This window comes from Sneathiella chungangensis (genome assembly GCF_009882935.1).
In the GTDB taxonomy this organism is placed as follows: Bacteria; Pseudomonadota; Alphaproteobacteria; order Sneathiellales; family Sneathiellaceae; genus Sneathiella; species Sneathiella chungangensis.
Window position 1 is genome coordinate 301,750 of sequence record NZ_WTVA01000002.1, and the last position, 25,313, is coordinate 327,062.

The 25,313-nt window shown below is 57.1% G+C and carries 23 protein-coding genes; 9 read left to right on the forward strand and 14 right to left on the reverse strand.

The features are described 5' to 3' along the window. Nucleotides 1–58 precede the first annotated feature (58 nt). The 4 genes from xdhC to uraH form a co-directional block, all read right to left on the reverse strand. Nucleotides 59–1,120 (reverse strand): xanthine dehydrogenase accessory protein XdhC, encoded by a 1,062-nt coding sequence (xdhC, locus tag GQF03_RS06375; protein WP_161338375.1) that lies wholly within the window; start codon nucleotides 1,118–1,120, stop codon nucleotides 59–61. Then, on the reverse strand, nucleotides 1,117–3,471 hold the full coding sequence (gene xdhB, locus GQF03_RS06380; protein ID WP_161338376.1) for a xanthine dehydrogenase molybdopterin binding subunit: 2,355 nt from the start codon (nucleotides 3,469–3,471) through the stop codon (nucleotides 1,117–1,119). Before xdhB ends, xdhC begins: the two co-directional genes overlap by 4 nt. Next, nucleotides 3,464–4,930 carry a xanthine dehydrogenase small subunit gene (gene xdhA / locus GQF03_RS06385; protein WP_161338377.1) on the reverse strand — a complete coding sequence of 489 codons (1,467 nt, stop codon included), beginning with the start codon at nucleotides 4,928–4,930 and terminating at the stop codon, nucleotides 3,464–3,466. The genes xdhB and xdhA overlap by 8 nt, the downstream gene beginning before the upstream one ends. A gap of 220 nt (nucleotides 4,931–5,150) precedes the next feature. Next, complete coding sequence (gene uraH / locus GQF03_RS06390) at nucleotides 5,151–5,504, reverse strand: hydroxyisourate hydrolase (protein WP_161338378.1); 354 nt, start codon at nucleotides 5,502–5,504, stop codon at nucleotides 5,151–5,153. A 164-nt stretch (nucleotides 5,505–5,668) separates the two neighbouring features. On the opposite strand from uraH, the gene GQF03_RS06395 reads away from it, so the two are divergent. Genes GQF03_RS06395 through GQF03_RS06415 form a run of 5 tightly spaced genes read left to right on the forward strand, consistent with a single transcriptional unit; the run spans nucleotide 5,669 to nucleotide 9,389 of the window. Further along, on the forward strand, nucleotides 5,669–6,424 hold the full coding sequence (locus GQF03_RS06395; RefSeq protein WP_161338379.1) for a GntR family transcriptional regulator: 756 nt from the start codon (nucleotides 5,669–5,671) through the stop codon (nucleotides 6,422–6,424). 26 nt (nucleotides 6,425–6,450) lie between these two features. Continuing rightward, the gene (gene puuE, locus GQF03_RS06400; protein ID WP_162858439.1) at nucleotides 6,451–7,356 is read left to right on the forward strand and encodes an allantoinase PuuE; all 906 of its coding nucleotides are present in this window, start codon (nucleotides 6,451–6,453) and stop codon (nucleotides 7,354–7,356) included. Further along, complete coding sequence (gene uraD / locus GQF03_RS06405; protein ID WP_380744666.1) at nucleotides 7,349–7,861, forward strand: 2-oxo-4-hydroxy-4-carboxy-5-ureidoimidazoline decarboxylase; 513 nt, start codon at nucleotides 7,349–7,351, stop codon at nucleotides 7,859–7,861. The genes puuE and uraD overlap by 8 nt, the downstream gene beginning before the upstream one ends. A gap of 32 nt (nucleotides 7,862–7,893) precedes the next feature. Next, nucleotides 7,894–8,898 (forward strand): allantoicase, encoded by a 1,005-nt coding sequence (gene alc, locus GQF03_RS06410; RefSeq protein WP_161338382.1) that lies wholly within the window; start codon nucleotides 7,894–7,896, stop codon nucleotides 8,896–8,898. A 2-nt stretch (nucleotides 8,899–8,900) separates the two neighbouring features. Then, nucleotides 8,901–9,389 (forward strand): ureidoglycolate lyase, encoded by a 489-nt coding sequence (locus tag GQF03_RS06415; RefSeq protein ID WP_161338383.1) that lies wholly within the window; start codon nucleotides 8,901–8,903, stop codon nucleotides 9,387–9,389. Here GQF03_RS06415 and GQF03_RS06420 read toward each other — a convergent pair. Further along, complete coding sequence (locus GQF03_RS06420; protein WP_161338384.1) at nucleotides 9,384–10,130, reverse strand: GNAT family N-acetyltransferase; 747 nt, start codon at nucleotides 10,128–10,130, stop codon at nucleotides 9,384–9,386. The genes GQF03_RS06415 and GQF03_RS06420 overlap by 6 nt on opposite strands. Before the next feature lie 88 nt (nucleotides 10,131–10,218). On the opposite strand from GQF03_RS06420, the gene GQF03_RS06425 reads away from it, so the two are divergent. Beyond that, nucleotides 10,219–12,342, forward strand: a complete 2,124-nt coding sequence (locus GQF03_RS06425; protein ID WP_161338385.1) for an efflux RND transporter permease subunit — start codon at nucleotides 10,219–10,221, stop codon at nucleotides 12,340–12,342. Beyond that, nucleotides 12,339–14,849 (forward strand): ATP-dependent helicase HrpB, encoded by a 2,511-nt coding sequence (hrpB, locus tag GQF03_RS06430; protein ID WP_161338386.1) that lies wholly within the window; start codon nucleotides 12,339–12,341, stop codon nucleotides 14,847–14,849. The genes GQF03_RS06425 and hrpB overlap by 4 nt, the downstream gene beginning before the upstream one ends. Before the next feature lie 11 nt (nucleotides 14,850–14,860). On the opposite strand, the gene cobS is transcribed toward hrpB, so the two are convergent. Genes cobS through cobA form a run of 4 tightly spaced genes read right to left on the reverse strand, consistent with a single transcriptional unit; the run spans nucleotide 14,861 to nucleotide 18,292 of the window. Continuing rightward, nucleotides 14,861–15,628, reverse strand: coding sequence for an adenosylcobinamide-GDP ribazoletransferase (cobS, locus tag GQF03_RS06435; protein WP_161338387.1), 768 nt, complete (start codon nucleotides 15,626–15,628; stop codon nucleotides 14,861–14,863). A gap of 30 nt (nucleotides 15,629–15,658) precedes the next feature. After that, a complete protein-coding gene (gene cobU / locus GQF03_RS06440; RefSeq protein WP_161338388.1) occupies nucleotides 15,659–16,171 on the reverse strand; it encodes a bifunctional adenosylcobinamide kinase/adenosylcobinamide-phosphate guanylyltransferase in 513 nt (170 codons plus the stop codon). 1 nt (nucleotide 16,172) lies between these two features. Beyond that, entirely contained in the window at nucleotides 16,173–17,489 is a 1,317-nt protein-coding gene (locus GQF03_RS06445; protein ID WP_161338389.1) for a cobyrinic acid a,c-diamide synthase CobB, read from the reverse strand. Nucleotides 17,490–17,491: 2 nt separating this feature from the next. Continuing rightward, on the reverse strand, nucleotides 17,492–18,292 hold the full coding sequence (cobA, locus tag GQF03_RS06450; protein ID WP_161338390.1) for a uroporphyrinogen-III C-methyltransferase: 801 nt from the start codon (nucleotides 18,290–18,292) through the stop codon (nucleotides 17,492–17,494). A 68-nt stretch (nucleotides 18,293–18,360) separates the two neighbouring features. Between cobA and GQF03_RS06455 the strand changes: the two genes are divergently transcribed. Both GQF03_RS06455 and GQF03_RS06460 read left to right on the forward strand, forming a co-directional pair. Further along, complete coding sequence (locus tag GQF03_RS06455) at nucleotides 18,361–19,446, forward strand: cobalt-precorrin-5B (C(1))-methyltransferase (RefSeq protein ID WP_161338391.1); 1,086 nt, start codon at nucleotides 18,361–18,363, stop codon at nucleotides 19,444–19,446. After that, entirely contained in the window at nucleotides 19,439–20,182 is a 744-nt protein-coding gene (locus tag GQF03_RS06460; RefSeq protein ID WP_161338392.1) for a cobalt-precorrin-6A reductase, read from the forward strand. The genes GQF03_RS06455 and GQF03_RS06460 overlap by 8 nt, the downstream gene beginning before the upstream one ends. Nucleotides 20,183–20,186: 4 nt before the next feature. Here GQF03_RS06460 and cobM read toward each other — a convergent pair whose 3' ends face one another. The 5 genes from cobM to GQF03_RS06485 are packed head-to-tail and all read right to left on the reverse strand — an operon-like array spanning nucleotide 20,187 to nucleotide 25,312. Further along, nucleotides 20,187–20,951: a precorrin-4 C(11)-methyltransferase gene (gene cobM / locus GQF03_RS06465; protein WP_161338393.1), complete on the reverse strand. Its 765-nt coding sequence runs from the start codon at nucleotides 20,949–20,951 to the stop codon at nucleotides 20,187–20,189. Then, on the reverse strand, nucleotides 20,948–22,783 hold the full coding sequence (cobJ, locus tag GQF03_RS06470) for a precorrin-3B C(17)-methyltransferase (RefSeq protein WP_206376367.1): 1,836 nt from the start codon (nucleotides 22,781–22,783) through the stop codon (nucleotides 20,948–20,950). Before cobJ ends, cobM begins: the two co-directional genes overlap by 4 nt. Then, on the reverse strand, nucleotides 22,774–23,478 hold the full coding sequence (gene cobI / locus GQF03_RS06475; protein ID WP_161338394.1) for a precorrin-2 C(20)-methyltransferase: 705 nt from the start codon (nucleotides 23,476–23,478) through the stop codon (nucleotides 22,774–22,776). Before cobI ends, cobJ begins: the two co-directional genes overlap by 10 nt. Beyond that, a complete protein-coding gene (gene cbiE / locus GQF03_RS06480; protein WP_161338395.1) occupies nucleotides 23,475–24,680 on the reverse strand; it encodes a precorrin-6y C5,15-methyltransferase (decarboxylating) subunit CbiE in 1,206 nt (401 codons plus the stop codon). Before cbiE ends, cobI begins: the two co-directional genes overlap by 4 nt. Continuing rightward, on the reverse strand, nucleotides 24,677–25,312 hold the full coding sequence (locus GQF03_RS06485) for a precorrin-8X methylmutase (protein ID WP_161338396.1): 636 nt from the start codon (nucleotides 25,310–25,312) through the stop codon (nucleotides 24,677–24,679). The genes cbiE and GQF03_RS06485 overlap by 4 nt, the downstream gene beginning before the upstream one ends. Between the last annotated feature and the right edge of the window lies 1 nt (nucleotide 25,313).

The window sequence follows — 25,313 nt, forward strand, 5'->3', positions numbered from 1 at the left end:
AATTCATTCTACTATTTTACCTGAGCTGTTCTTTGGCTAAGTCTTTCGTGTATTTTTCTCAAGAAGAGCCCCCGATCTCTCGCCGTCGCACTAGTGAAGTCTCCGCGCGCGCCGATTGAAGCCGAAGTAGGAGGTCCGTTGCAACACTTAACGCGATTTCCGCCGGGCGCTTCCCTTCCAGCCCGGGCAATCCTATCGGGCAGGTAATGCGGGCAATTGTCGCCGCATCGAAGCCGCGCATTGCCAAGCGCTTGTCGAATTTCGCTTTCTTTGTTTTCGATCCGATCAGTCCGATGAGCGCAGCTTTCTCTTGCGACGCCAGCAGTTTTTCACAGATTTCAAGGTCGATCTGGTGGCTATGCGTCATAACAAGAAAATAGCTTCCGTCGGGTCTGTCGGCGATAAAACTGCAGGGTTCTTCTGTGACGATTGCCGTCACGTTGCGGGGCATTTTACCGGGGAACTGGTCTTTGCGGCTATCAATCCAGTCAATATGGCAGGGAAGGGGAGAAAGCGCGTTGACGACCGCCCGTCCCACATGGCCCGCACCGAACAAAGTGACGTTGAACTCGGTTTCATGGAGAGACTGGATAATGGAGATGCCGTAAGGCTCCGTCGTGTTGTTACGGAGTATCTCGGTTCCCGGCGACTGAAACCGCCGATTGACCGCCGCCTGAAGTGGTTTGTCGAGAAAGACCGTACTGTCGCCTTCCGCGACAATCTGGTGACGATACCCGGTTTGCGACAGGCGCAGCAGAAGAGCGCTTTTCGTTTTAAAGTTTTTTAACCGGTTAAATATAGATTTTATGGATTCCGCATCCAGCTGGCCCAACAGAATATCGACATGTCCGCCGCAGCATTGTGCAAGTTCCGGCCCGAGGGGCAGAGTCAGAATTTCCGACGCTTTTCCCTCATCTGTCAAAATTTCCCGCGCCTTGTTCACGGCCATAAACTCAAGCCGTCCGCCGCCAATGGTGCCGTAGCATTTCGACGCGGTAACCAGCATGTTGGCGCCGGTATCGCGCGGCGTTGAACCCTTCACGGCTCCCATGGTGACGAGAACGGCTGGCTCTGCCGGATCACCGTCATAGGAATTTGCGATGTCGGTCCAGTTGCTCATTGCGCCGCTTCCGCCGGTTTGTCGTTATTGACGGCTTCGGCTATTCGTTGCGCCGCCTTCAGGATGCGTTCCGGCGTGGCCGGGGCGTCGAGGTCCGGATAGAGACGGTAATCCGCGATACTTGAAATCGCATCGGCAATCGCATTGAAGGCAGAGATGGCGAGCATAAGGGGAGGCTCTCCAACAGCTTTTGACCGGAAGATCGTCTCCTCGACATTCTCGCCGCGCTCGAAAATCTTCATTTTGAATTTTTCCGGCCGGTCGCTGCAGGCCGGGATTTTATAGGTCGACGGCGCGTGGGTTTTGAGGATCCCCTTGTCATCATAATAAAGTTCTTCTGTAGTCAGCCACCCCATGCCCTGGATATAGCCGCCCTCTATCTGGCCGAGATCAATGGCCGGGTTCAGGCTCTTGCCTGTATCATGCAGGATATCCACAGCAACGACCTTGTTCTCGCCGGTCAGCGTATCGACAATCACTTCGGACACCGCCGCGCCGTAGGCAAAATAATAAAACGGACGGCCGCTCAATGTTGCGGCGTCATAGTGGATTTTCGGTGTCCGGTAATAGCCGGTTGAGGAAAGGGAAACCCGGTTCATATAGGCCAATTGGACTAAGTCCTTGAACGCGACGGTCTGTTCCCTGATTTTGACGCGATTCGGCAGGAAAACTACCTCCGATTTGTCGACGCCGTAATTTTTGGCGGCGAAAGCGACCAGCCTTTCTTTAATCGCGAGCGCCGCTGCCTCCGCTGCTTTGCCATTGAGGTCTGCGCCGGATGAGGCGGCGGTCGGCGAAGTGTTCGGTACTTTATCCGTCCGGGTTGCGGTAATTTTAACCCGTTCGATATCGATCTGGAAAATCTCGGCGACGACCTGCGCCACCTTGATATAGAGGCCCTGGCCCATTTCGGTGCCGCCATGATTGATCATGACGCTGCCATCCGTATAGACATGCAGGAGGGCGCCGGCCTGATTGAGATGGGAGGCGGTGAAAGAGATGCCGAATTTCACAGGCGTCAGCGAAATCCCCTTCTTGAGGTACGAGCTTTTTTTATTGAAAGCGCGTATCGCGTTTCGGCGGGCCGCATAATCGGAACTTTTTTCTAGTTCGGCAATAATCTCCGGTGCGATATTATCCTCGACCGTCATTTTGTAGGGCGTGACGTTGCGCTTGTCTTTGCCATAAAGATTGGCCTTCCGCACCTCGAGCGGGTCCTTGCCGAGATAGCTGGCAATTGCATCCATCATCCGCTCCGGCGCGAGCATTCCCTGCGGGCCCCCGAAACCGCGAAAGGCGGTATTGGAAACCGTATGGGTTTTGCATCGATGCGAAATAATCGTGACATTATCGAAATAGTAGCAGTTGTCCGCATGGAACATCGCCCGGTCATTGATAGAGGCGGATAAATCGGCGGAGCGCCCGCAGCGCGATGCCAGCACGAATTCCGCGCCACTGACCATTCCGTCGTCGTCAAACCCCATCTCGACAGTCGCAATGAAGTCATGGCGCTTGCCGGTAATGATCATATCGTCATCGCGATCAAGCCGTATCTTCGCCGGGCGCCCGGTCACTTTGGCCGTCAGGGCCGCGATAGCGGCAAACCAGGCGCCCTGCGTTTCCTTGCCGCCGAACCCGCCACCCATCCGGCGGATTTCGACGATGACGGAATGATCCGGCAAATCAAGAAACTTGGCGACGTTATGCTGGACTTCCGTCGGATGCTGCGTCGAGGAATGAACGAAGATATCGCCATCCTCGCCCGGGAGCGCGAGGGCCACATGTCCTTCCAGGTAGAAATGGTCCTGCCCGCCAATCTCGAATTTCTGTTTCAGCCGATGTTTCGCCGCCTTGATCGCCGCTGCCGCGTCTCCCCGCCGGATTTCGCGGGTTGGCAGAACGAAGGAATTTGCGGCAAGCGCCTGCTCGATCGTGACGATGGCCGGCAGCTCTTCATACTCGACGATGGCGTGCTTCGCTGCCGCGCGTGCCTGATCTAGGGTTTCCGCCGCAACCGCAAAAAGCACCTGGCCCGCATATTCGATAATATCTTCTGCGAATACAGGATCGTCCCCCTCAATCGGAGAGGCGTCGTTAACTCCCGGCACATCCGCCGCCGTCAGAACGGCGACAACGCCCGGCGCGGCCCTTACCGCTGACACATCGAGTTTCAGCAGCCTGGCATGCGCCTTTTCGCTTTGCGCGAGATAGAGATGGAGAAGATCTTTCGGCTCGGGAATATCGTCGATATAGAAGGCGTCACCCGCGACCTGTTTCGCCGCGCTGTCATGGGGGCGGGCGACATGGACGGCGCCCCGGATCTTGTTTCTGCTGAGCGGAGGATTACGCATAGGCAAGCCCTCCGTCACCGACAATGCGGGTCGGAACCTCCGGCATTGCGGTCTCTATGTAAAACTTCCGGAGCAAGTTTTCCGCCGCAAGCCTTCTGTATTCCCGGCTTGCCCGCATGTCGGATAGCGGCTCGTAGTCCCGCGCCATTGCGGGAAGTGCGGCAAGTATTGTGGCTTCAGACCATTCCTTGCCGATCAGTGCCGTCTCCGTCTCACTTGCGCGTTTCGGCGTCCCCGCCATCCCGCCGTAACAGATGCGGATATCTTCAATGTTCCGCCCCTTCAGGACGAGGTGAAATGCCGCGCAGACCGCTGAAATGTCCTGATCGAAACGCTTGGAAATCTTGTAAGTTGCAAAACGGCTGTCCGCTTTGGGGAATGGGACAAAGACCGCTTCGACAAACTCGTCGGGATGCCGGTCCTGCTTTCCATATTCGATGAAAAAATCCTCGAGCGGCATTTCGCGCCCGCCGTCCTTGGACCGCAGGTGAAGCCGGGCATCGAGCGCGATGAGGGCGGGCGGGGTATCGCCGATCGGTGAGCCATTGGCGATATTACCGCCAATCGTGCCGCTGTTGCGAATCTGGGTGGAGGCGATGCGGCGTATCAGCTCGCCGAGGTCCGGGTGAAGTTCGGCAAGGGATCCCCAGGCATCGCTATAGGTTACGCCGGCGCCGATCAACAAGCCGTCCTCCTGCGTCGTAATGGTTTTCAGCGCCTCGATCTGGCCGATGTAGATGACCGCATCGAGATTGCGGTGTTGCTTGGTCACCCAAAGACCCACATCGGTCGCCCCCGCAAGTACCGTCGCCCCGGGATGGCGGGAGAGCAGGTCGGTTAGCTCCTCAACTGTTTTTGGCGCGAAATAGTGGCGGCCTTGCCAGTTCAGCTGCAGCCCCGGTTCATTTCGAAGACTTTCCAGAAGCGTCTCGGTCGTCGCTACGCGTGAATGAAATCTGTCTTTGACGTCCGATTTGGCAACATTTACCGCCGCCTCCACGATGGTGCCGTAGCCTGTACAGCGGCAGAGATTTCCCGCTAGGACATTGTCGATATGGCGGCGGTCCGCCTTCGGGCCGGAATGCATTTCCGCAAACAGCGACATGACGAAGCCCGGCGTGCAGAAGCCGCATTGGGTGCCGTTCGCCTCAACCATCGCCTGTTGCACAGGGTGCAGGGCGCCGTCCTCGGATTTCAGATCCTCGACGGTGATCAGCTCCTTGCCATCCAGGGTGGGGAGAAATTGAATGCAGGCATTGACGGCCTGATACCGGAGTTCGCCATTTACCAAATCGCCAAGAACGACGGTACAGGCGCCGCAATCGCCTTCGGCGCATCCTTCCTTCGTTCCGGTGAGCGCCCGTTCATAGCGGAGATAATTGAGCACCGTCATTGTCGGATCGACATCCTCTATCTCGACGATACCACCGCGGTGAATGAATTTAATTCTCTGGCGCATTTATCCTTCAGGCCCTCTAGATCAAGCTAACGCTTTAGCGGTCGATGTAAACAACCTTTTCGCAATCTGATTTTCCTGCACGAGGAGGCCATATAGCCGGGAACATGAACGCCGTCGATTGAGGAGGGCAGCCCGCCCGCCGATTTGAATTTTTTGCTCACGTTCCAGCCCCTCTCGTTACCATGCCTCCGGGATTGAAGTCCCGTTGTCTCAAAGTTCCTTAACTTCCGCGATAGGTGGAATAACCGTAGGGCGATATCAGCAGCGGAACATGGTAATGCGCGCCTTCGTCTGATATCCCGAACCGTATCACCACCTCATCGAGAAATTTGGGTTCGGGCAGAGTCAGCCCGGATTGCTCGAAATAAGGTCCAACATAGAAAAGCAACTCATACGAACCACGGGATAAGGCTTCCCCCTCAAGAAGCGGCGCGTCGCAGCGCCCGTCCGCATTGGTGTGATATGTGCCCAGCAAGGCCCGGCCGCTCTCCGTCATCCGGAAGAGATCAATCCGGATACCCTTGCCTGGCTTTCCGGCGGCTGTGTCCAGCACATGCGTCGTCAGTTTCCCCATACCTATCCTTAACAGCTGGCTTCACCAGCCCTGTCATTGCCGGAGCAAGATAAAACATTGCATGACGTAATTCGGATTGTCCACATATTTTATTTATTTTGTATACAATTTTTTTATTTATTGTATAAGTGCAGTAGGGAAACGGATAATCACAAGGAAATTCTATGAGTCGGACTGCCCCAACAGCCGCTTCAACCCAGAGGGAAACTCCCTCCCGCAAGATGTCGCAGAACGATCATATCTATGATGAAATGTTTTCGGCCATACTTGAGCAAAGACTTGCGCCCGGGACCAAGCTATCTGAAGACACTTTAGGTGAAATTTTCGGTGTCAGCAGAACCGTGATACGGACGGTTCTGCAACGTCTTGCGCATGAGAGGATTGTGCAGATTCATCCGAATCGGGGCGCCTTCGTCTCGGAGCCGTCGCCGGAAGAAGCGAAGGAAGTTCTGCGCGCGCGCGGCCTGATCGAGGAGGGGATCGTTCGGGAAGCAGTCCGCAGACATTCTCAGGCGGATATTGCGGAACTTCGCCGCTCCGTCGCCGCCGAGCGTGTGAGCCTTAACGAAGGAGACCATGAAGCCTGGGTGAGGTTATCGGGAAATTTTCATCTGACTCTCGCCAAGATTGCCGGAAATCAGACGCTGGCCGCCTACGTGAAGGAGCTGGTTTCGCGCACCTCGCTCATTATTGTGCAGTATCAGAAGGGAAATCTGTCGCCCTGCAGCTGTGATGAACATACCGACATCATCAAGGCGATTGAAGCAGGGGACGAGGGGGCGGCTGTGACGCTCATGCGGGCTCATTTACAGGCCTGTGAGGATCAGTTGAACTTGCAGGAAAGGGAGGTCAAGGGGGATCTTTATTCGATTTTTGCCAAACCTTCCCCTAAAGCTGAAAAACTGCGAGGCTCTCTGTGAGTAACGACGCTCTCTATCCGCGTGACATGACTGGCTATGGCGGAATGACGCCTGATCCCGAATGGCCGGGTAACGCTCGTATCGCTGTACAGTTCGTCCTCAATTATGAGGAAGGCGGCGAGAACTGCGTTCTGCATGGGGATGACGCGTCTGAATCATTCCTCTCGGAAATCATTGGCGCCGCGCCATTGCCGGGCGTACGGCATATCAGTATGGAATCCCTCTATGAATATGGCAGCCGGGCAGGTGTCTGGCGCCTGCTCCGGCTTTTCGAAAAATACGATATTCCGCTTACTATTTTTGGCGTTGCCATGGCGCTCGAGCGAAATCCCGAAGTGGTCTGGGCGTTCGTCGATCTGGGGCATGAAATCTGCAGTCACGGCTATCGCTGGATTAATTATCAAGATGTCCCGGAAGCGGTCGAACGCGCGCATATGCAAAAGGCGATCGAGATAATTGAGCGGATGACGGGCGAACGCCCGCTCGGTTGGTATACCGGCCGCACCAGCCCGAATACCCGCCGACTGGTAATGGAGGAAGGCGGCTTTCTCTATGACGCGGACGCCTATGACGATGATCTCCCCTACTGGCATTTTGAAGGCGGGAGGCACCAACTGATTATTCCTTACACGCTCGATGCGAATGATATGCGGTTCGCGTCGCTACAGGGGTTTAACAGCGGTGATCAGTTTTTCACCTATCTCAAGGACAGTTTCGATACGCTTTATGAGGAGGGGGAGGTGAGCCCGAAAATGATGTCGGTTGGCCTGCATTGCCGTCTCGTCGGCCGGCCCGGACGTATCGCCGCCCTCAAACGTTTTATCGAATATGCGCGCGGCCATGATTCCGTCTGGTTCTGCCGTCGCATCGACATCGCCCGGCACTGGCACGAGAAACATCCACCGGTATCGAGAGGCCATGGCGGTGCATAAGTTTCGAGCTCCTCCTAGTAAAATGAACTATGTTCAATTTTTGGAAAAATTCGAAGGAATTTATGAGCATTCGCCCTGGGTCGCGGAACGCGCCTGGGCTGCCGGAATTACCGATGAGCATGATGAGATTGATGCGCTGGCGGACCTGATGGCACGGATTGTTGCCGAAGCGGACGAGACAGAAAAAAGAAGGCTGATCGACGCTCATCCCGATCTTGCCGGCAAGGCTGCGGTAACGGGTGAACTGACCGTGGCATCGACGTCCGAACAGGCAGGCGCCGGGCTCGACAAATGCTCGCCCGAGGAATTCGCGGCTTTTCAGAAATATAACGCCGCATACCGCAAGAAATTCGGATTTCCCTTTATCAAGGCGGTGAAAAATAGCAACCGGTACGAAATTTTGAAGGGGTTCGAAGAACGACTGGAGAATTCAGCGGAAGAAGAGTTCGAGACGGCGCTCGCCGAAATTGATAAAATAGCGCGTTTCCGGCTGGCAGAAATGTAAGACCATAGCGCCAAATGTTCAGGGAGATGTAGATGAGTTTGCCAACCGATGTCAGCGATGATTTTCGTGAAAAATATATCGATCTCGCCTCTCCGCGCCTTGGCGCCGAGGTGACTTATGCGACGGATGATTTTTTCGCGGACAAATCGCGGCTGATCGATCCGGCCGAACCGGTTTTCATTGCGGATAAATACGACGACAACGGCAAATGGATGGACGGATGGGAAAGCCGCCGCAAGCGTGGTGAGGGATATGATTTTTGTGTTGTCAGGCTAGGGCTTCCCGGCATAATTCGCGGAGTCGATATCGATACCAGCCACTTCACCGGAAACTACCCGCCCGCGGCGTCTATCGATGCCTGTCTGGTGGACGGGGAGCCGGATGACACTACGGTGTGGACAGAAATTCTCCCCTCAGTCAGCCTGAAGGGCGACAGCCATCATCTTCATGCAATTTCGAATGCCGCCACCTGGAGCCACTTGCGGCTGAATATCTATCCCGATGGCGGGGTCGCGCGGCTCCGTGTGTATGGCGAAGTTCAGTGCCATTGGGCCAGGCGCGATCCCGACGAGATCATTGATCTGGCCGCCCTGGTAAACGGTGGGCGCGGCATCGCGGCGAGTGATCAGCATTACGGAAGTCCTTCCCAGATTCTGGCGCCTGGACGGGGCGTCAATATGGGTGATGGCTGGGAGACCCGCCGCCGCCGGGAGCCCGGCAATGACTGGGCGCTGATTGCCCTTGGCCATCCGGGTGCGGTATCGAAGATCGAGGTGGATACCGCGCATTTCAAGGGTAACTATCCGGACCGTTGTTCCATCCAAGGGGCGCTGGTCACCGGCGGAACGGAGCAATCACTGGTGACGCAAAGTATGTTCTGGAAAACGCTTCTACCGGAGCAGAAACTTTCCATGGACGCGATCCATCACTTCGAGGCCGAGGTCCAGAGCATTGGCCCCATCAGCCATGTCCGAATCAACATCATTCCCGACGGCGGGATCAGCAGGCTTCGCCTTTTCGGACGCATTGCGAGGTGATTATGAAGATCGGAATCGAACCCTTGACGAGAGACGCATTTGCGCCCTTCGGTGACGTTATCGAGACGACGGGCGCAGAGAATTTCCTGATCAACAACGGATCGACCATTCGCTATCACGATCTTGCCAATGTTCAGACGGACGCCGAAGGCCGTGTTCTCATCAATATTTTCCGGGCAACGCCGCTTGAATATCCGCTTGACGTGCAGCTTGTCGAGCGGCATCCGAAGGGAAGTCAGGCATTCGTTCCCCTAAATGACAGGCCTTATCTGGTTCTGGTTGCGCCAAAAGGAGAAACAGTGCGCGGTGGCGATTTGCGCGCCTTCATGGCCAGCGGTCAGCAGGGCGTCAATTATCATGCGGGTACCTGGCATCACCCGGTGCTCGCGCTTCACGCCGTCAGTGATTTTCTGGTGATCGACCGGGGCGGCGAGGGGGACAATTGCGACGAATTCTATTTCGATGATCCATACCCCATACTTTCGCTATAGCCTCGTACGGTAGTGGTAATTATAGAGCGCGCGGCGAAAGCCGATCTCCTCCCAGAATCTGCGGCCGGCTTTATTGTCCATAACGACTTGCAGATAGGCGCGCTTGACGCCGACAATTTGCGCGTCGGCCAGCATTTGGCGGGCGATCCTTGCCGCGAAGCAGCGGCGGCGAAATTTTGGATGGGTAGCGAATTCGAAAAGGCCGAGAAATTCGGATGACCGGACCCCCATCCCACAGGCAACAATCTGCTTGCCGCGCAATATCGCGAGCGCCTGGATATCAAGATTAATGAGTGAGAGCATTTCGCGAAAAACCGACTGTTTCGCCTTATCCTGCCCGGTAAGAGTGGCGACGCCTTTGAGCCAGAAATCGGAGGAGGGATCATAGGCGACAAGATCCTTGCCTAAATCCGGAGCAAGCCGCTCGTCGAGATCGAAAATACGAACCTCTGTTTCGCCGAAATACCCATACCCTCTCCCTTCCAGCGATTTATCGAGGTCGTTGTCGGCAAGGGGGGTCAGGCGGAAATGACAGGTTTGGTCTTCCCGTGCATAGGCCGCTTCGCAATGTTCTATTTTCCTGTCGAGCGGCAGCGTTCCACGATCAACCACATTGACCGAATTGGCACGCCGTGTATGGTTTCTGGCAAAGCGCAGATGCCAGCCGTCATAGACTTCCACTCTAAGTGCGGGAATGGCGGCACGGGAATGCGCTTCGATTTCGGCGATCTGTTGTAACATGACGCGAGATGTTAATTTATTGACGCTAGAGTTTTTGTATGATGCGGGGAGTCCGAAGTTATAATGCCACAGGAGAAACGGCCTGCCTATGGGTTCTTTTTTTAATTCGTTGAAATACAGACTGATGGCAGTGGTGCTGATCGTGATCGCGATATTGGCGGGCCTGTTCTTGCGCTACGTCGATTTACACCCCGAGGTCACGCCGGAATTCTTCTTCGGCTCCAATGATCCCGAACTCATACAATCCGCGCGCATTCATGAACAGTTTCCCTCCGATGAATTTTTGGTCATTAGTGTCGCCGGACGCGATATCTTTTCACCTCAATATTATGAACGGTTGGTCCAGTTTTCCGCCAATCTCGCTGAAATTCCCGGAATCAGCCGCCTCGTCAGTGTCGCCACCGGTCCGGAAAGCGTAAAGACAGCGAGTGAAAGTCCGTTCTGGCGTTCGCTGCTGGTCAGCGGGGATAACAGCGCCACACTTGTCATCGCCTTCCTTTCTTCTAGCCCGCCACCGGATTTGATCAGCGAGGTAGAAGCTGCTGCCCGCCTTTTTGATGAAGGCGACGCGTTTCGAATTCGGCTTTCCGGAATGCCGTATATCGTTGAGCAAATCCGCCAAAGCCTTGTGCGGGATTTCAAATATTTCAGTACAGCGGCCGTCGTTATTTTTGCCGGTCTTCTATTGCTAGTCTTCCGCTCGGTGGGAATTGTTCTCGGCGCATGTGCAAGTGGTGTTTCGGCGGTTTTCCTGACCCTGTTAATTTTAGGGGCGTTCGGCCTGCCGGTCGGAATTCTTACGGCAAACCTCGCGACGATCGTTTTTGTCCTGGTCCAGTCGCAGGTCATATACCTGACCGCAAACTGGCGAATTCAGGGTGGAAACCCAGAGCCGGTAGCCGTTTGGCGCGCGATGAGCGAAACCTTTCGCGCGTCCTTCTGGTGCATGGTGACGACACTTCTCGGCTTTGCGACGCTGGTCAACGTCGCCGCGGAGCCACTTCGTCAATTGGGCGAAGGAGGGATTGTCGGATCTGTCGCCGCGCTTCTCTGTGTTTTTCTGATCTTTCCGGTTTTTCTCCTTTTCTCGCGCCGACCTTCGCCAAAAAAGATGAAGACGGCGCCCGGAAATGGGATCATCTCCTCAAAACCCGTCCGCTATGTTTCGGTGGCGGGCCTTTTGCTGATTGTATTCGCGGCTGTGCCCGGGCTTCTCCGGATTAACACCGACCCAAGTCTTCTTACCTATTTTGAAAAAGGCTCGGAAATACATGACGGTCTTGTTTTCGTCGACGAAAACGGCGGCAGCAGTCCGCTGGAACTCGTTGTTCGGCTAAAAGACGGGGGGCGCCTTGATACCGAAGCTGGTTACAATGCCATGTGGCAGCTACATGAAAAGCTCCAGGAGGATCCCAATGTCGGTACGGTGATTTCCCTTCCGGCACTACTGGCGGAGGCGAACTCTCACCCGCTTGCATATTTTCTTCCCTGGCGGGAAATTGTCAGCCTGCTTTCCCTTGGCATAAATGACCATGTCGCCGAAAATTTCCTCAATGAGGACCGTACGCAGGTGCTGTATATTTTGCGGATGAAGGAATCCGGGCGGGAGGCAGCGCGCAATTTCGTGACGGACCGGCTTCAGAATATCGCCGTGGACGCGGGGTTTGAACCTGTTCTCACCGGCGGCGTGTATATGCTCCAGGGAAGACTGGCCGATCTTGTTTCACGAAGCCTGGTAATGGGGGTTATCGGGTTGCTTGCACTTTTTTTCGCGATTGCCTGGATCGTCAGCCGAAGCCTTCGCATCACATTTGCGATGACGCTGACGTCTGCATTGGTTCCCATCACAATTTTGGGCGGTGCTGGATGGTTCCGCGTGCCGGTCGATATCATCTCCGCGCCTGCCGCAAGTGTGTGCACGGGAATAGCCGTGGATGCGTTGATCCATCTGGCGGCGGCCTTCCGGCGGCACGGCTTTCCCGCAGCGGATTTCGGTGTGATTTCGATCGCGGTTCGCGAACAGGCCCTCGGGATCCTGGTGTCCAGCGGCGTTATCGCAATCGGTTTTCTGATCTTCCTGATTTCCGCCTTTCCGCCGACGACGAGATTCGGCGGCGAGATCGTCTTGGGCGCCGTCTTTTCAGGGCTCGCCGCGCTTACCCTGTTTCCGATGCTGACAAGAATACTGGTTTCGCGTGTGAAAGTTGAATGACCGTTGATTTTACCGGAACCGGTCTCCCCGTCGCCAGCATACTGGATGAGTTGGGAGCGGCACTAATGACGTCTCCATCTGTAATTCTAGAAGCGGCGCCTGGTGCCGGCAAGACGACACTTGTCCCGATCTTCCTTCTTCAATCGGGAATGTTGCGCGATCAAAAGATCATTATGCTGGAACCGCGTCGCCTTGCCGCGCGGGCTGCCGCACGGCGAATGGCGGAGCTGATGGGCGAAGACGTCGGGCAGACTGTTGGCTACCGCGTTCGCCTGGAAAGCAAGATCAGCAGCGCGACGCGAATTGAAGTTGTTACGGAAGGAATACTCACGCGGCGATTGCAGGCGGATCCAGAGCTTGCGGGCGTCGGTCTTGTGATTTTCGATGAATTTCACGAACGGAATTTGCAAACGGATTTGGGGCTTGCCCTCGCGAAGCAGGCGCAGGAGGTCTTCCGTGGCGATCTCAAACTCTTGATTATGTCTGCAACGCTCGACTCGCCGCGCCTTTCCAAGGCGCTCGATGACGCGCCGGTTGTCCGGAGTACGGGCCGGCAATATCCAGTGGAGACGCGGTTCCTGGACCGCCCGTCCGCGAAGCGGATCGAAGCCAGCGTCGCGGAGGTTATTGAACATGCCTGGCAAAGCGAGCAAGGGGATATTCTTGTTTTTCTTCCCGGCGCCGGCGAGATTAACCGGACGCAAAAATTGCTGGAAAGCTCCGCCGGGATATCCAATGCGCGGGTCATCCCGCTCTACGGCAATCTTCCACCGCAGAGGCAGGATCAGGCAATCCTGCCAGACCCGGAGGGGCGGAGAAAAATTGTCCTGTCCACGGATATTGCGGAAACAAGCCTGACGATCGAAGGCGTCCGGATCGTTGTTGACGCGGGCCTTGCACGCAGCCCGGTTTTCGACCCCAACAGCGGGATGAGCGCGCTGTTGACCCGCCGCGTCGCACGCGCCTCCGCCAATCAAAGGCGGGGCCGCGCCGGACGGCTGGGACCCGGCATCTGCTATCGGCTCTGGACCGCAGCGGAAGACCGCGGCCTGATCGAATTTGCGCCGCCAGAGATCCTAACGGCGGATTTGAGCGCGCTGGTGCTGGAACTCGCCAATTGGGGTGCTCAGGACGTTTCGGAACTGTTCTGGCTGGATGCACCGCCGCCTGGGCTTGTTGCACAGGCGAAGGAATTGCTTCAGGCGCTGGATGCGCTGGACGGAGCCGGAAAAATTACCCTTATTGGCAAGAAAATTGTCAAGCTGCCGCTGCATCCGCGGTTGGCCGCGATGGTTCTAAGGGCCGAAGAGATTGGCGAACAAAGTCTCGCCGCAGATATTGCCGCCCTGTTGTCGGAGCGGGATATCCTGCGTCGCGACCCCGAGTTTCCGGATGCCGATATCCGCTCTCGCCTCGATATCCTGCGCCGCGATAGACAAAGGAAGGATGCAAATAGTTCCATATATCAGGTAAGGCGAGTCAGTCGGGATCTGACCCGTCGCCTCGACATCAGGGACAGGCCGCGCGATACCTCAAAGACCGGATTGCTGCTCGCCTTCGCCTATCCCGACCGCATCGGCGAACTTCGCGACGGCAGTCAGACGCAATACAGGCTTTCGGGTGGGCGCGGAGCAAGGATTTCCGAAAATGACCGCCTGCGGGGCGAACCCTATCTGGTCGTCGCCGAGCTAGATGGGAAGGGGCGGGATGCGCGGGTTGATCTCGCGGCACCGATAACTGCTCCGGAAATTGAGGAATATTTCACCGACCATATCGTCTCTGTGCGACGGGTTTTCTGGGATGAGAACAAGGAACGCGTTCTTGCAGTCACCGAAAGGAAACTGGGGGCACTGGTTCTTGAAAGCCGGCGGATCGATAATCCGTCACCAGAAGAAATTTCAACCGCCCTGCTTGACGTCATCCGGCGCAAGGAGTTGCAGCCACTGCCTTGGGACCCGGCAAGCCGCGGCTTGATCGACCGTGTCAATTTTGCAAGAAAACATGACGATACCGAACGCTGGCCTGACTATTCCGACGCCACTTTGTTGGCCTCTCTGGAAGACTGGCTGCTTCCCTATCTGGCGGGCATGTCGTCGCTTGCCGGTTTGCAGAAACTCAACCTTGCGGACATACTTAAGCGCGGCCTCGATTGGAACCAACTCTCCCGCCTCAATGAATTCGCACCGGAATCAATTGCGGTGCCGAGCGGCTCGCATATCCGGATTGAGTACAGCAATGCGGAAACTCCCGTGCTTGCCGTCCGATTACAGGAGATATTCGGAATGAAAGACGTGCCGAAGCTCGCGGACGGCCGCGTATCCGTTTCGGTTCATCTGTTATCACCAGCACGCCGCCCGGTACAAATTACGCAAGACCTTGCCAGCTTCTGGCAAAATACCTATGCGGACGTAAAAAAGGATCTTAAGGGTCGCTATCCGAAACACTACTGGCCGGATGACCCACTCCAGGCCGAGGCAACGGCCCGCGTGAAACCCCGAAAACGCTAGGGTGCGGCCCTTCAGCCGACCGCGCCAACGCAGGCAATAAGTATACAGATCTCTGATATCTGTTGTATGGCGCCCAGAACATCGCCCGTCTGTCCGCCAATCTGGCGCTTGGCGATCAGGCCCGTCACGCATGCGCCTATAATTCCCGCCAGCAGTGCGATAGCGCCGATTTGCGGTCCCAATACCAATACAGCAATTAGAACGGACATGATGGTGGACACGAGTGGCGCCATGAATTCGGGACGACCAGCGCCGTGGCCCAGCCCGTCAGAACGCGCCGAGGGAAGGACATAGAGGGCCCAGGGAATGAGTCCGCGGCTCACGACGGCGGCAACGACGAGGATGGCAAAGCCCAGAAGCGGATCCGAAACGCCACTGATCGCGGCGACTTTCAACCCGATGATAACGATCAGTGCGACGACCCCATAGGTGCCAACGCGGCTGTCGCGCATGATGGCGAGCTTTTTTTCCTTGTCCGCGCCGCCGCCAAAACCATCTGCGACGTCCGCGATGGCGTCTTCATGAAGGGCGCCCGTGACGATCATTTGCGCGGCAATCGCGATCAGCGCCGCGACGACAAGCGGCAGTCCGACAAAGGCGCCAAGGATATACACGGTGCCGGTAATCCCACCGACCACCAATCCGACTAGGGCGAATGCCCGACAAGCGGATTTAAGGGCACGGATATCGAAGGTAAAGGCCGGTTGCAGGGGCAGGCGCGTCATGAAGACAAGCGCGACCATAAAATCCTGGATCCAACCGCCCTTGTATGCGGGCAAACTCTGATTGCCGGGTTCAGACATCTGTTTCTATTTCAGCCTTTGCGGTAATCCCGCCGTTATAAAATAAACCTTTCCGGCGATGTGCGCCAGCCGCTGATGCAGTCTTCCGGCATGGTCACGGAAGGCGCGGGCCAGGGCATTGTCCGGAACGATGCCTTGTCCGACTTCGTTGGAAACAAAGACGACCGGTCCCGGAAGACCCGAAAGTGTCTTGAAAAATCGGTCGATGTCTTCCTCGACGTCCCGGTTATGCCCCATCAGGTTGCTGAGCCAAAGTGTCAGGCAATCGACAAGAATAATATTGTCCACTGTGGAATTGGCGGCAAGGGCACCAGAAAGGTCAAGCGGCGCTTCGATTGTTGTCCAGCCCTCACCCCGATCCAGCCGGTGACGGGCGATCCGATCCGCCATTTCGGAATCGAACGCTTCGGCGGTCGCGAGGTACAGGCGCGGCGCCCCGTGCTCGATGACGTAGGTCTCCGCAAATTTGCTCTTGCCGGACCGCACGCCACCAAGGATAAGAGTTATCTCGCCCTGCATCTCACCTCCCGTCGATCAGATGAATGAAGGAACCCGATACTGATCCGATCGTGGCGCCGACGGGTCCCAGTTCTTGGCTGCGCGCATCCGAAACGTTGAATAAGGCACGCGCATTGCCGGCTTTCGTTATCGAGGCGTAATGAAACTCATGCGCGGCAAAGCACTGGTTTGACGTGCCGAGAATTCCGTCGTCAATAAGCCGGGCATTGCGATAGCCGAGATGCAGTTTGGGTTCCGCAAACGAGGTTTCGATAGGGAGCAGTCCCAGCATTTCATGGGATTTGCCGTCGTGACCGGTTAAAGAATTGCCGAGGGTCATGAAACCGCCGCACTCCCCGTAGATCGCCTTGTTCTTTGCGGCGGCCGCGCGCATTCCGGCCTTGAAATTGACCGCCGCGGCAAGCTTGCCGCCATAAAGCTCCGGATACCCGCCGGGAAGAAAAACTGCCTCCGCGGACGGATCGGGCGCTTCGTCGGCAAGCGGAGAGAAGAAAGTCACCTCGGCGCCATTTGCCTGCCAACCGGAAAGAATATGGGGATAGGTAAAGGCAAAGGCGTCATCGTCGGCAATGGCAATTCGCTGGGCAAGCGGGAGGATGGGTGAGGAAAATTGCGCGCCTGTAAGGCTTGTCTCCGTCGCGATTTCTCGAATGGCGGACAGGTCGCAATGTTCCGCGATTATTTTGGCAGCGCCATTAAGAAAGGCTTCGATCTTCTGTGTTTCGCGCGCCTGGACGAGGCCGAGATGCCGTTGATCCAGCAACAGCTCAGCGCTTTTTGGAATAAATCCGAGCGCCGGAATTCCCGTGGATGCCGCCGCTTCCTTGAGTAAGCGTATATGGCCCGCGCCGCCAACCTTGTTGAAAATCACGCCTGATAGCGTGACACCCGAACGGAAGCGACTGAACCCCTGCAAGAGCGCGCCGACACTAGCCCCTTGTCCCTTGGCATCGACCACAAAGACAATCGGCAGGTTCCATTCGTTGGCGACATCCGCTGTCGATCCGGTGCCATCCTGAGCGCCGTCGAAGAGGCCCATCACCCCCTCGCCAATGACGAGATCGCTGGTTTTAAAGGCTTGACCCAAAATGGCCGCCTGGCTTTTATTTCGCATTGCCCATGGGTCGAGATTGAAGCAGGGGTTCCCTGTCGCGAGCGCGTGAAACGCCGGATCGATATAGTCCGGTCCGACCTTGAACGAGCCGATCCTGATGCCCTGTTGCCTGAAGGCGCGCAAGAGCGCAAGCGTGACAGTCGTTTTGCCGGACCCGGAAGCAGGGGCCGCAATCAACAAGGCAGATGCGTCCGCGGAAGCCATCCTCAAGTTTCCGGCGCGTCATTCGTGAACGGAGAAAACCAGTCAAGCTCCGACCGAAGATTGACCGTATCCCCAACGACGATCAGTGCCGGTGGCTTAAGGCCGCTTTTCTCGACATCGCTCGCCGCGTTTTCAAGTGTGCTGGTAACAACCTGCTGGTCCGCCAGGGTTGCCCGGAAAATCACCGCGACGGGTTCGCTTTTTGGGCGTCCGAAGCCGACCAGCCGGTCCGTTATCACCTTGATATGCTTGAGCCCCATATAGATCACGATGACGGGCGAGCCTTTTGCGATATGCTCCCATTTGACGTTGGGCACCTCGCCATTCGCATCATGCCCGGTGAGGAACGTCACCGCCGAGTTGGTTTCCCGGTGGGTGAGGGGAATGCCGGCATAGGCAAGGCCGCCGACTCCTGAGGATATGCCCGGTATCACCCGGAACGGGATATTGTTCGCGGCGAGCATCAGCGCTTCCTCACCGCCGCGACCAAAGATATAGGGATCGCCGCCTTTAAGACGCAGAACTTTTTTCCCTTCACGGGCAAGGGTGATCAATCGCTCCGTTATGTCCTTCTGCTTTGGCGATGGCTTGCCGCCGCGCTTTCCCGCATATTCGAGGATGGTGTCCGGTCCGGTCAGTTCCAGAATATCCTGTCCGACAAGGGCGTCATAGACCAGTACGTCCGCCTGGCGAAGCGCCTCATAGGCATACAACGTCAACAATCCAGTATCGCCGGGGCCCGCGCCGACAAGCCAGACAGAACCCGGTTCGAAGGCCGGAATTTTACTCAGTATTTTCTCCATATCCTTCTTTTACACATCTATTTCGAGAGCGCCTAGCCATCAGTGACGCTGCAGCCTATAAATGTTTTATGAAAGAGAAAAATGCGAAGGAATTGCGGCATGGCTGGACGACCGGCGCCTGTGCGACGGCGGCGACAAAGGCGGCGTTGACGGCGCTTTTCGGCGGCGGGTTTCCGGATCCCGTAACGATTACCTTGCCGCGCGGCCAGACGCCCGCCTTCGCCTTGGCGACGGAGGAGAAGGGCGCGGATTTTGCGCGCGTCAGCATCATCAAGGATGCCGGGGATGATCCGGACGTTACCCATCTTGCGCGCATCATTGCGACAGTTCGAAGGGGCGGCGCGGGAAGTGGCGCAATCTTTCGTGCGGGCGAAGGCGTTGGCACGGTAACGAAAGAAGGCCTGCCCATTGCGGTCGGCGAGGCGGCGATAAATCCGGTACCGCGAAAAATGATGCAGCAAGTTGTGGAGGAAGTTTCGGTGGCCTTTGGAATGCCTCCGGATGTAGAAATTGAGATCGGCGTCGAGAAAGGCGCGGAGCTTGCAAAACATACCATGAATGGGCGGCTTGGCATCCTTGGCGGGTTATCAATCCTGGGAACGACGGGGATCGTGATTCCCTATTCCTGCGCGTCCTGGATCGCCTCCATCCATCGCGGTATCGATGTTGCCCGGGCGGCAGGTGAACCGCATCTCGCTGCGAGCACAGGATCGACCTCCGAAAAGGCTGTTGCGACCCTTTATGGCCTCCCGGAAGTCGCCCTTCTTGATATGGGGGATTTCGCGGGTGGCGTTCTCAAATATATCCGCAAGAACCCCGTTCCGAGGCTGACAATCGCCGGAGGATTTGCCAAGATCACCAAGCTTGCACAGGGACGCATGGACCTCCATTCGGGCCGCAGCAGTGTCGATTTCACCTGGCTGGCCGACCGGATTACGGAACTAGGCGGTGAAACGGAGTTGGCCGCACGCGCCAAATCCGCGAATACGGCGATGCAGGTGCTGGAAGAAGCGCGGGCCGCGGGCCTTCCCTTGGCGGATCATGTCGCGCTGAAGGCCCGCGAGATTGCAAAAGACGTCGCCGGGGAAGAGACGGCAATCGACGTTCTCATTTTTGATCGCGCAGGCAACCTTGTCGGGCGAAGCGATGAATAGGGTAAAAAAAATACTGCTGATCGGCGGAACCGAGGAAGCGGCGCGCCTTAACCAGGCACTGGTGGAAAGGGCGGATGTCGATCTGATCACCTCACTCGCCGGCAGAACGCGTAATCCCGCGCCACTCGCCGGGACGATATTGACGGGCGGTTTTGGCGGCGTCAGCGGCCTGGAGGACTTTATTCGCGGTCATCATATTGATCTCGTTATCGATGCCAGCCACCCATTCGCCGAAACCATCACACAAAATGCATATTCGGCCTGTAAAAAGTCCGATGTTCCTTATTTCCGGTACCAGAGACCCGCCTGGACGCCAAAGACGGGAGATCGTTGGCTGCATGCGAATACGGTCCGGGACGCGGCGGCGGCAACAGACGGATTTGGAAGAATTTTTCTCACCATCGGACGGCAGGATCTCGCGCCTTTTGAAACTCTTTCTGCAAAGCATTTCCTCATTCGCAGCATAGAGCCAATCTCTTTCAATCCGCCGTCATCGACCGTGGAGGCAGTTCAAGCACGCGGGCCCTTTTCATTTTCCGACGAAACGGATTTGCTGTCGGCAAAGAAAATCGATCTGCTCGTCACCAAGAACAGCGGTGGCGCGGCGACCTACGCCAAAATTGAAGCGGCCCGGAACCTCGGCATTGCGGTGGTCATGATCGATAGGCCCGAGGTGCCCGCTTGCCCGGTTTTCGGATCGATAGACCGTCTTCTGGCCGCTGCCGGGATGGTCTAGCCTATTACGCCTTGCGCTTGGGGCGCAGGACATGGACGTGATCCGCATGGTAAAGCGCGCTGTCCCGGTAACCTTTGGCGTTCAATACTCTGCCGACAATGATCAGCGCGGTTCGCGTTATCTTTTCGGCGCGGACTTTCTCACGGATATCGCTTAGCGTTCCGCGAATGATCTGCTCGTCGGGCCAGCTCGCGCGGAAGACGACGGCGACCGGGCAATCGGCTCCATAATGCGGGATCAATTCGGCGGTGACGTTGCGCAGATTTCGAACCGACAGATGGATGGCGAGCGTCGCGCCGGAAGCGCCCAAGGTTGCCAGATCCTCATTATTCGGCATGGCGGTCGCCTTCATTGAGGTGCGGGTGAGGATCACCGTCTGACTTACCTCGGGCAGGGTAAACTCGGTCTTAAGGGCGGCTGCCGCGGCGGCGAAAGCTGGAACACCGGGGGTGATGGTGTACTCAATGCCAAGATCGTCAAGACGGCGCATTTGTTCGCCTATGGCGCCATAGAGACTGGGATCGCCGGAATGGACCCGTGCGACGTCTTGCCCGGCATCATTCGCCTTGATCATTTCATTGATGATGTCATCCAGGGTCAAGGGCGCGGTATCGATGATCCGTGCATCCATCGGCGCATGCGTCAGGATTTCCTCCGGCACTAGCGATCCGGCATAAAGGCAGACAGGGCAGGCGGCGATCAGGTCGCGGCCGCGCAGGGTAATCAGATCGGCAGCGCCGGGCCCGGCGCCAATAAAGTGAATGGTCATTTGCGGGTTCCTGTTTTTTGCGTGTCGTTGGCCATTTTCCCGCTGTATCCGCGCGGGGTATAGACCCAACTTCTACCGCCTGAATTGGTTTGCGTGGTCCGGCTCTCGCTCGATCCGACCATGACCAGGGTCAGCATGTCGATGCTTTCCGGGTCAAGGTTTCCAAGCGGCACGAATGAAACACTTTCGGTCTCGCGCCCAAGGTTGCGCGCAATGATAACCGGGGTATAGGTCGGACGATGCTGAAGCAGTATCTTCTTTGCCGCATGAAGCTGCGTCCGGCGTTTCAAGGAAACCGGATTATAAAAGGAGATGACGAAATCGCCTTCTGCTGCCGCCGTGATGCGCTTTTCGATCACCTTCCAGGGTGTCAGAAGATCGGAGAGGGAGATGGTGCAGAAATCATGGCCCAATGGGGCACCCGCCCGCGCCGCCGCGGCCTGAAGCGCGGAGATGCCCGGTGCGACCTGGATATCGAGGCGGTTCCATTCAGGATTATCCTCGCGGTCGATCAGCTCGAAGACGAGGGTTGCCATGGCATAGATGCCAATATCGCCCGATGAAATGAGCGCTACGTTGCGGCCTTCGCCTGCGAGATCAAGTGCCGTACGCACCCGCTTTTCCTCTTCCCCGAGGCCAAAATCATGCCGCTTCTTTCCGGCGATGCTGTTCCCGAGAAGATCGAGATAGAGACCATAGGCGACAAGATCCGTTGCTTGCCCAATCAGGGCGCTTGCCTCCGGCGTTCGCCAGGCATCCTGGCCCGGACCGATGCCGATCACGGACAGCTTGCCCTGACTCTTTCCGACATTTTTATTATCGATCCTGAACGGGGCTTCGGCGATGGCGCATGTGGCCCGTTTTGATTTCTGTTTCGGAACAATCAGTTGGCCTTCTGAGCCGGCAGCCGCAAGTGCGGCCCCTTCACAAACGCCATGACAGCCGACTTCGCGATAGACGACATCCGAAGGCATCGCAAGGCGGGGTGTTTCCCTTTCCAGCTCTGTGGCCGTAAAAAATCGGGGTGTCAGGCCGAAATAGGCGGCAGCGGCGTGGACGGCGGGCTCATCGGATTTAACATCAACAGAGCAGATGGCGCCGACGGCGAGCGGGCTCAGGCCCATGTTTGCAAGTGTCTCCCTGATCAGGGAAATCACCTCTTCCGGCTCTGTCCCGCGCTCGCAGCCAACGCCGATCGATAGCTGTTTGGGATGGTAGAGAAGCAGTCCACCATTTCCTTTGCCGGCGGCGGTCGTAATTTTAAGGGTGAGCGTTCCGTCTTCGTCGAAAGGAAGGTCCGACTGACTGAGCCATCTGCTTTTGCCATCAAGCCGAACTTTCTCGCCGCCAAGGAGGCGCACGACAAATTCTTTCACATGCTGTGGATTGGCGAGAGCGAGCCCCTCTGGCGGCGCATCGAGCGCGATATTGAAATTGAGATCACTTGCCGTGGTGATCGCCGCATGCGCGTCCATCTTTTCGGCGATCTCCCGGGCCAGTCGGTTCGCTCCGTGATGCCCGCCGAGAAGCGGGACGATATTCCGTCCATCGTCGCCGATGGCAATGACCGGCGGCTCCGCGGATTTGCTGCGCAGTACCGGCGCGAGACAGCGGATCAGAATGGCGCTCGCGCAGATACCGAAAATCGGCGCGCCGGCGCGGAACAGTTCCTGCAGATGAGAGGCCGTTTTCTGAAAGGTGACATCTGCCCCCTCCGTCCGGCCCGCAAGGCCATGGATCAGCGCTTCCGGATAGAGAGCCTGCAATTTTTCCGCCGTCTCCCGTCCGCTTTCATTCAGCAGGATAATCGCGATGGGAGGGGTCATTTCCATGCCTGCCCCCGTTTGTGGATCAGGATCATCGAGAAATACGGTGCCGCGTTTTTGGGGACATCAGCGAGCGCCATAATCTTCTCGTTCTCCATTGTTGCCCGTTCGATATACCGGGCGTTGTTCTCAAGCCCAAGGTCGAAAATCACGTCCCGCACACGGGCGAAATGCCGCCCGACTTTCATGATCGCGGCGCTGTCTGCCTCTTGCAGCCGGGCGCGCAAGATGTCGGACGAAAGCGGCGCGGGCAGCACGGTCAGGATATCGTTGCGTGCAGACAACGGGGACTGGAGGGAGGTGGCGCAGGCGGTAAGCGAGGATACGCCCGGAACCACCTCAACCTTGTATTTTTCAGCGACCCGTCCAAACAGATACATGAAGGAGCCGTAGAAGAATGGATCTCCTTCGCAGAGGACCGCGACATCGTCGCCTTTTTCCAGATAGCGGCTGATCTCCACTGCCGCATTGTCATAGGCCGCCTGCGCCGGCGCGCGCTCGATCGTCATCGGGATGCGGATGGCAATCTCGATCTTTGGGGCTGTGAGATGCGGCGCGATAATGGCGCGCGCGAGGCTGTCGCCATCCTCCAGCGCCGGATAGGCAAGTACCGGCGCCGACTGCAATCGCTTGAGCGCCTTGAGTGTAATAAGGTCCGGATCTCCGGGGCCGATACCGAGGCCGTATAGGGTGCCTGTCATTCTTTAACCAACTTGAATTGCGTAACCTGTCTGAATGGTTTCCAGCTCGTATATCCACCGATTTTTTCGGCGCGCGATATATTGAGGCGCGTAAGCGTTCCGCCATGGGTTTCATGAGCGTGAAAAAGCTGCTGCTCGCCTTCCATCGTCACGGCATTTATAACGAGTCTCCCGCCGGGTTTCAGCGACGACCAGCAGGTGTCGAACATACCGGCATGACTGAGTCCGCCACCGATGAATATGGCGTCGGGTGCGTCAAGGCCGGCAAGGACCTCGGGTGCGCGCCCTTCAATAATATTGAGCTGCGGCACGCCCAGTTTCACAGAATTTTCTTGGATCAGGGAAAGGCGATCGTCGCGTGGTTCGATCGCGATCGCGCGGTTCGCCGGATGGCTTCGCATCCATTCGATGGCAATTGAGCCCGACCCCGATCCTACATCCCACAAAAGCTCTCCGGGGAAGGGCGCGAGGGCGGAAAGCGTCGCGCTTCGGATCTCGCGTTTCGTAAGCTGTCCGTCATGGTAAAAAGCGTCGTCCGGGAGGCCCGGCGCCGTCGGAAAAATCGCCGACGAGACAGTCGGCGGGCATTTGAGGGCAATCGTATTGAAGTCCTTGAAGGCAATTCCTGCGACGTCCGCAGGCTTTCCCGTGATGATTTTTTCCTCCGGGCCGCCCATATGCTCAAGCACGGTCATGTCGGTTGTTTCAAGACTTAGCGATAACAGGAGTTGAGCCACGTCGCCGGGCGTTCGGCCGCTATCGGACAGGGCGATGATGTTGGCGTTCGGCGCGAGATGTGGGATCAGCAGTTCGTGCGGCCGTCCGTGAAGCGTGATTTGCGCTGTCCGGGAGAGTTCCCAGCCGAGGCGGCCGGCAGCAAGACTGAAGGCGGAAAGGGCCGGGAAGATTGCCATTTCCTCTGCGGGCAACCGTTTGGCAAAGGTCACGCCGATGCCGAAATGCATGGGATCGCCAGTCGCCAGAATACAGATTTTCTCGCCGCGCCGTGCCAAGATCTCATCAACCAGTTTCATTAGCGGGCTCGGCCATGTCTTTCGTTTCCGTCCATCCACCGGCACCATCGCAAGATGCCGCTCGCCACCGATAAGAAGGCTGGCCTCATCAATTGCGCTTCGGGCCGCGGGCGAAAGCGCCTCCAGGCCGTCTTCGCCGATCCCGACAATGCTGAGCCAGGCTGTCATGCGTCCTCCCGTGCCAACCCGGCAAGCGCGTTGATCGCGGCGGCGGCCATGGCACTGCCGCCCTTGCGGCCGCGCAGGGTGATAAAGGGAATGTCGAAATTGCTCGCGATCAGGGCTTCCTTCGACTCTGCGGCGCCGACAAAGCCAACCGGGAAGGCGAGGATGGCGGCAGGCTTCGGCGCGCCCGTCTCAAGGCGCTCCAGCAGATGAAAAAGGGCGGTTGGTGCATTGCCAAAGACAGTAACCGCGCCCGCGAGGCGATCCAGCCAGAGATCGACGGCGGCGGCCGAACGGGTGGTCTTCAGGGACGCAGCAAGTTCCGGCACACCGTCTTCATTTAGTGTGCAAATCACGTCATTGTTCGCCGGCAATAGACGGCGGATAACACCATGTGTCAGCATTTCGCAATCGCAGAAGACCGGAGCACCGCTGCGCAGGGCGGAGATGCCCGCAGCGCTGAGGTCTGGATGATAAGCGAGGTCCGGCAGAATCTCCGGCATGCCGCAGGCGTGAATGATGCGCGTCGCAATTTTTACCGCCGCGGCATCAATTCCGGAAAAATCCGCTTCGCGCTCGATTGTCGCGAATGATTTCTCATAGATGGCCGCCGGATCGCGAAGGTAGTCATACATG

What these genes read in the sequence shown, in the direction of transcription:
- xdhC (WP_161338375.1), bottom strand. Translation starts at nt 1,120, where the DNA reads ATGAGCAACTGGACCGACATCGCAAATTCCTATGACGGTGATCCGGCA.
- GQF03_RS06485 (WP_161338396.1), bottom strand. Translation starts at nt 25,312, where the DNA reads ATGTATGACTACCTTCGCGATCCGGCGGCCATCTATGAGAAATCATTC.
- cbiE (WP_161338395.1), bottom strand. Translation starts at nt 24,680, where the DNA reads ATGACAGCCTGGCTCAGCATTGTCGGGATCGGCGAAGACGGCCTGGAG.
- cobM (WP_161338393.1), bottom strand. Translation starts at nt 20,951, where the DNA reads ATGACCATTCACTTTATTGGCGCCGGGCCCGGCGCTGCCGATCTGATT.
- alc (WP_161338382.1), top strand. Translation starts at nt 7,894, where the DNA reads ATGAGTTTGCCAACCGATGTCAGCGATGATTTTCGTGAAAAATATATC.
- GQF03_RS06415 (WP_161338383.1), top strand. Translation starts at nt 8,901, where the DNA reads ATGAAGATCGGAATCGAACCCTTGACGAGAGACGCATTTGCGCCCTTC.
- cobJ (WP_206376367.1), bottom strand. Translation starts at nt 22,783, where the DNA reads ATGGAAATGACCCCTCCCATCGCGATTATCCTGCTGAATGAAAGCGGA.
- GQF03_RS06445 (WP_161338389.1), bottom strand. Translation starts at nt 17,489, where the DNA reads ATGGCTTCCGCGGACGCATCTGCCTTGTTGATTGCGGCCCCTGCTTCC.
- uraH (WP_161338378.1), bottom strand. Translation starts at nt 5,504, where the DNA reads ATGGGGAAACTGACGACGCATGTGCTGGACACAGCCGCCGGAAAGCCA.
- cobU (WP_161338388.1), bottom strand. Translation starts at nt 16,171, where the DNA reads ATGCAGGGCGAGATAACTCTTATCCTTGGTGGCGTGCGGTCCGGCAAG.
- GQF03_RS06395 (WP_161338379.1), top strand. Translation starts at nt 5,669, where the DNA reads ATGAGTCGGACTGCCCCAACAGCCGCTTCAACCCAGAGGGAAACTCCC.
- xdhA (WP_161338377.1), bottom strand. Translation starts at nt 4,930, where the DNA reads ATGCGCCAGAGAATTAAATTCATTCACCGCGGTGGTATCGTCGAGATA.
- xdhB (WP_161338376.1), bottom strand. Translation starts at nt 3,471, where the DNA reads ATGCGTAATCCTCCGCTCAGCAGAAACAAGATCCGGGGCGCCGTCCAT.
- puuE (WP_162858439.1), top strand. Translation starts at nt 6,451, where the DNA reads ATGACTGGCTATGGCGGAATGACGCCTGATCCCGAATGGCCGGGTAAC.
- GQF03_RS06455 (WP_161338391.1), top strand. Translation starts at nt 18,361, where the DNA reads ATGAAAGAGAAAAATGCGAAGGAATTGCGGCATGGCTGGACGACCGGC.
- GQF03_RS06460 (WP_161338392.1), top strand. Translation starts at nt 19,439, where the DNA reads ATGAATAGGGTAAAAAAAATACTGCTGATCGGCGGAACCGAGGAAGCG.
- cobI (WP_161338394.1), bottom strand. Translation starts at nt 23,478, where the DNA reads ATGACAGGCACCCTATACGGCCTCGGTATCGGCCCCGGAGATCCGGAC.
- hrpB (WP_161338386.1), top strand. Translation starts at nt 12,339, where the DNA reads ATGACCGTTGATTTTACCGGAACCGGTCTCCCCGTCGCCAGCATACTG.
- GQF03_RS06420 (WP_161338384.1), bottom strand. Translation starts at nt 10,130, where the DNA reads ATGTTACAACAGATCGCCGAAATCGAAGCGCATTCCCGTGCCGCCATT.
- GQF03_RS06425 (WP_161338385.1), top strand. Translation starts at nt 10,219, where the DNA reads ATGGGTTCTTTTTTTAATTCGTTGAAATACAGACTGATGGCAGTGGTG.
- cobA (WP_161338390.1), bottom strand. Translation starts at nt 18,292, where the DNA reads ATGGAGAAAATACTGAGTAAAATTCCGGCCTTCGAACCGGGTTCTGTC.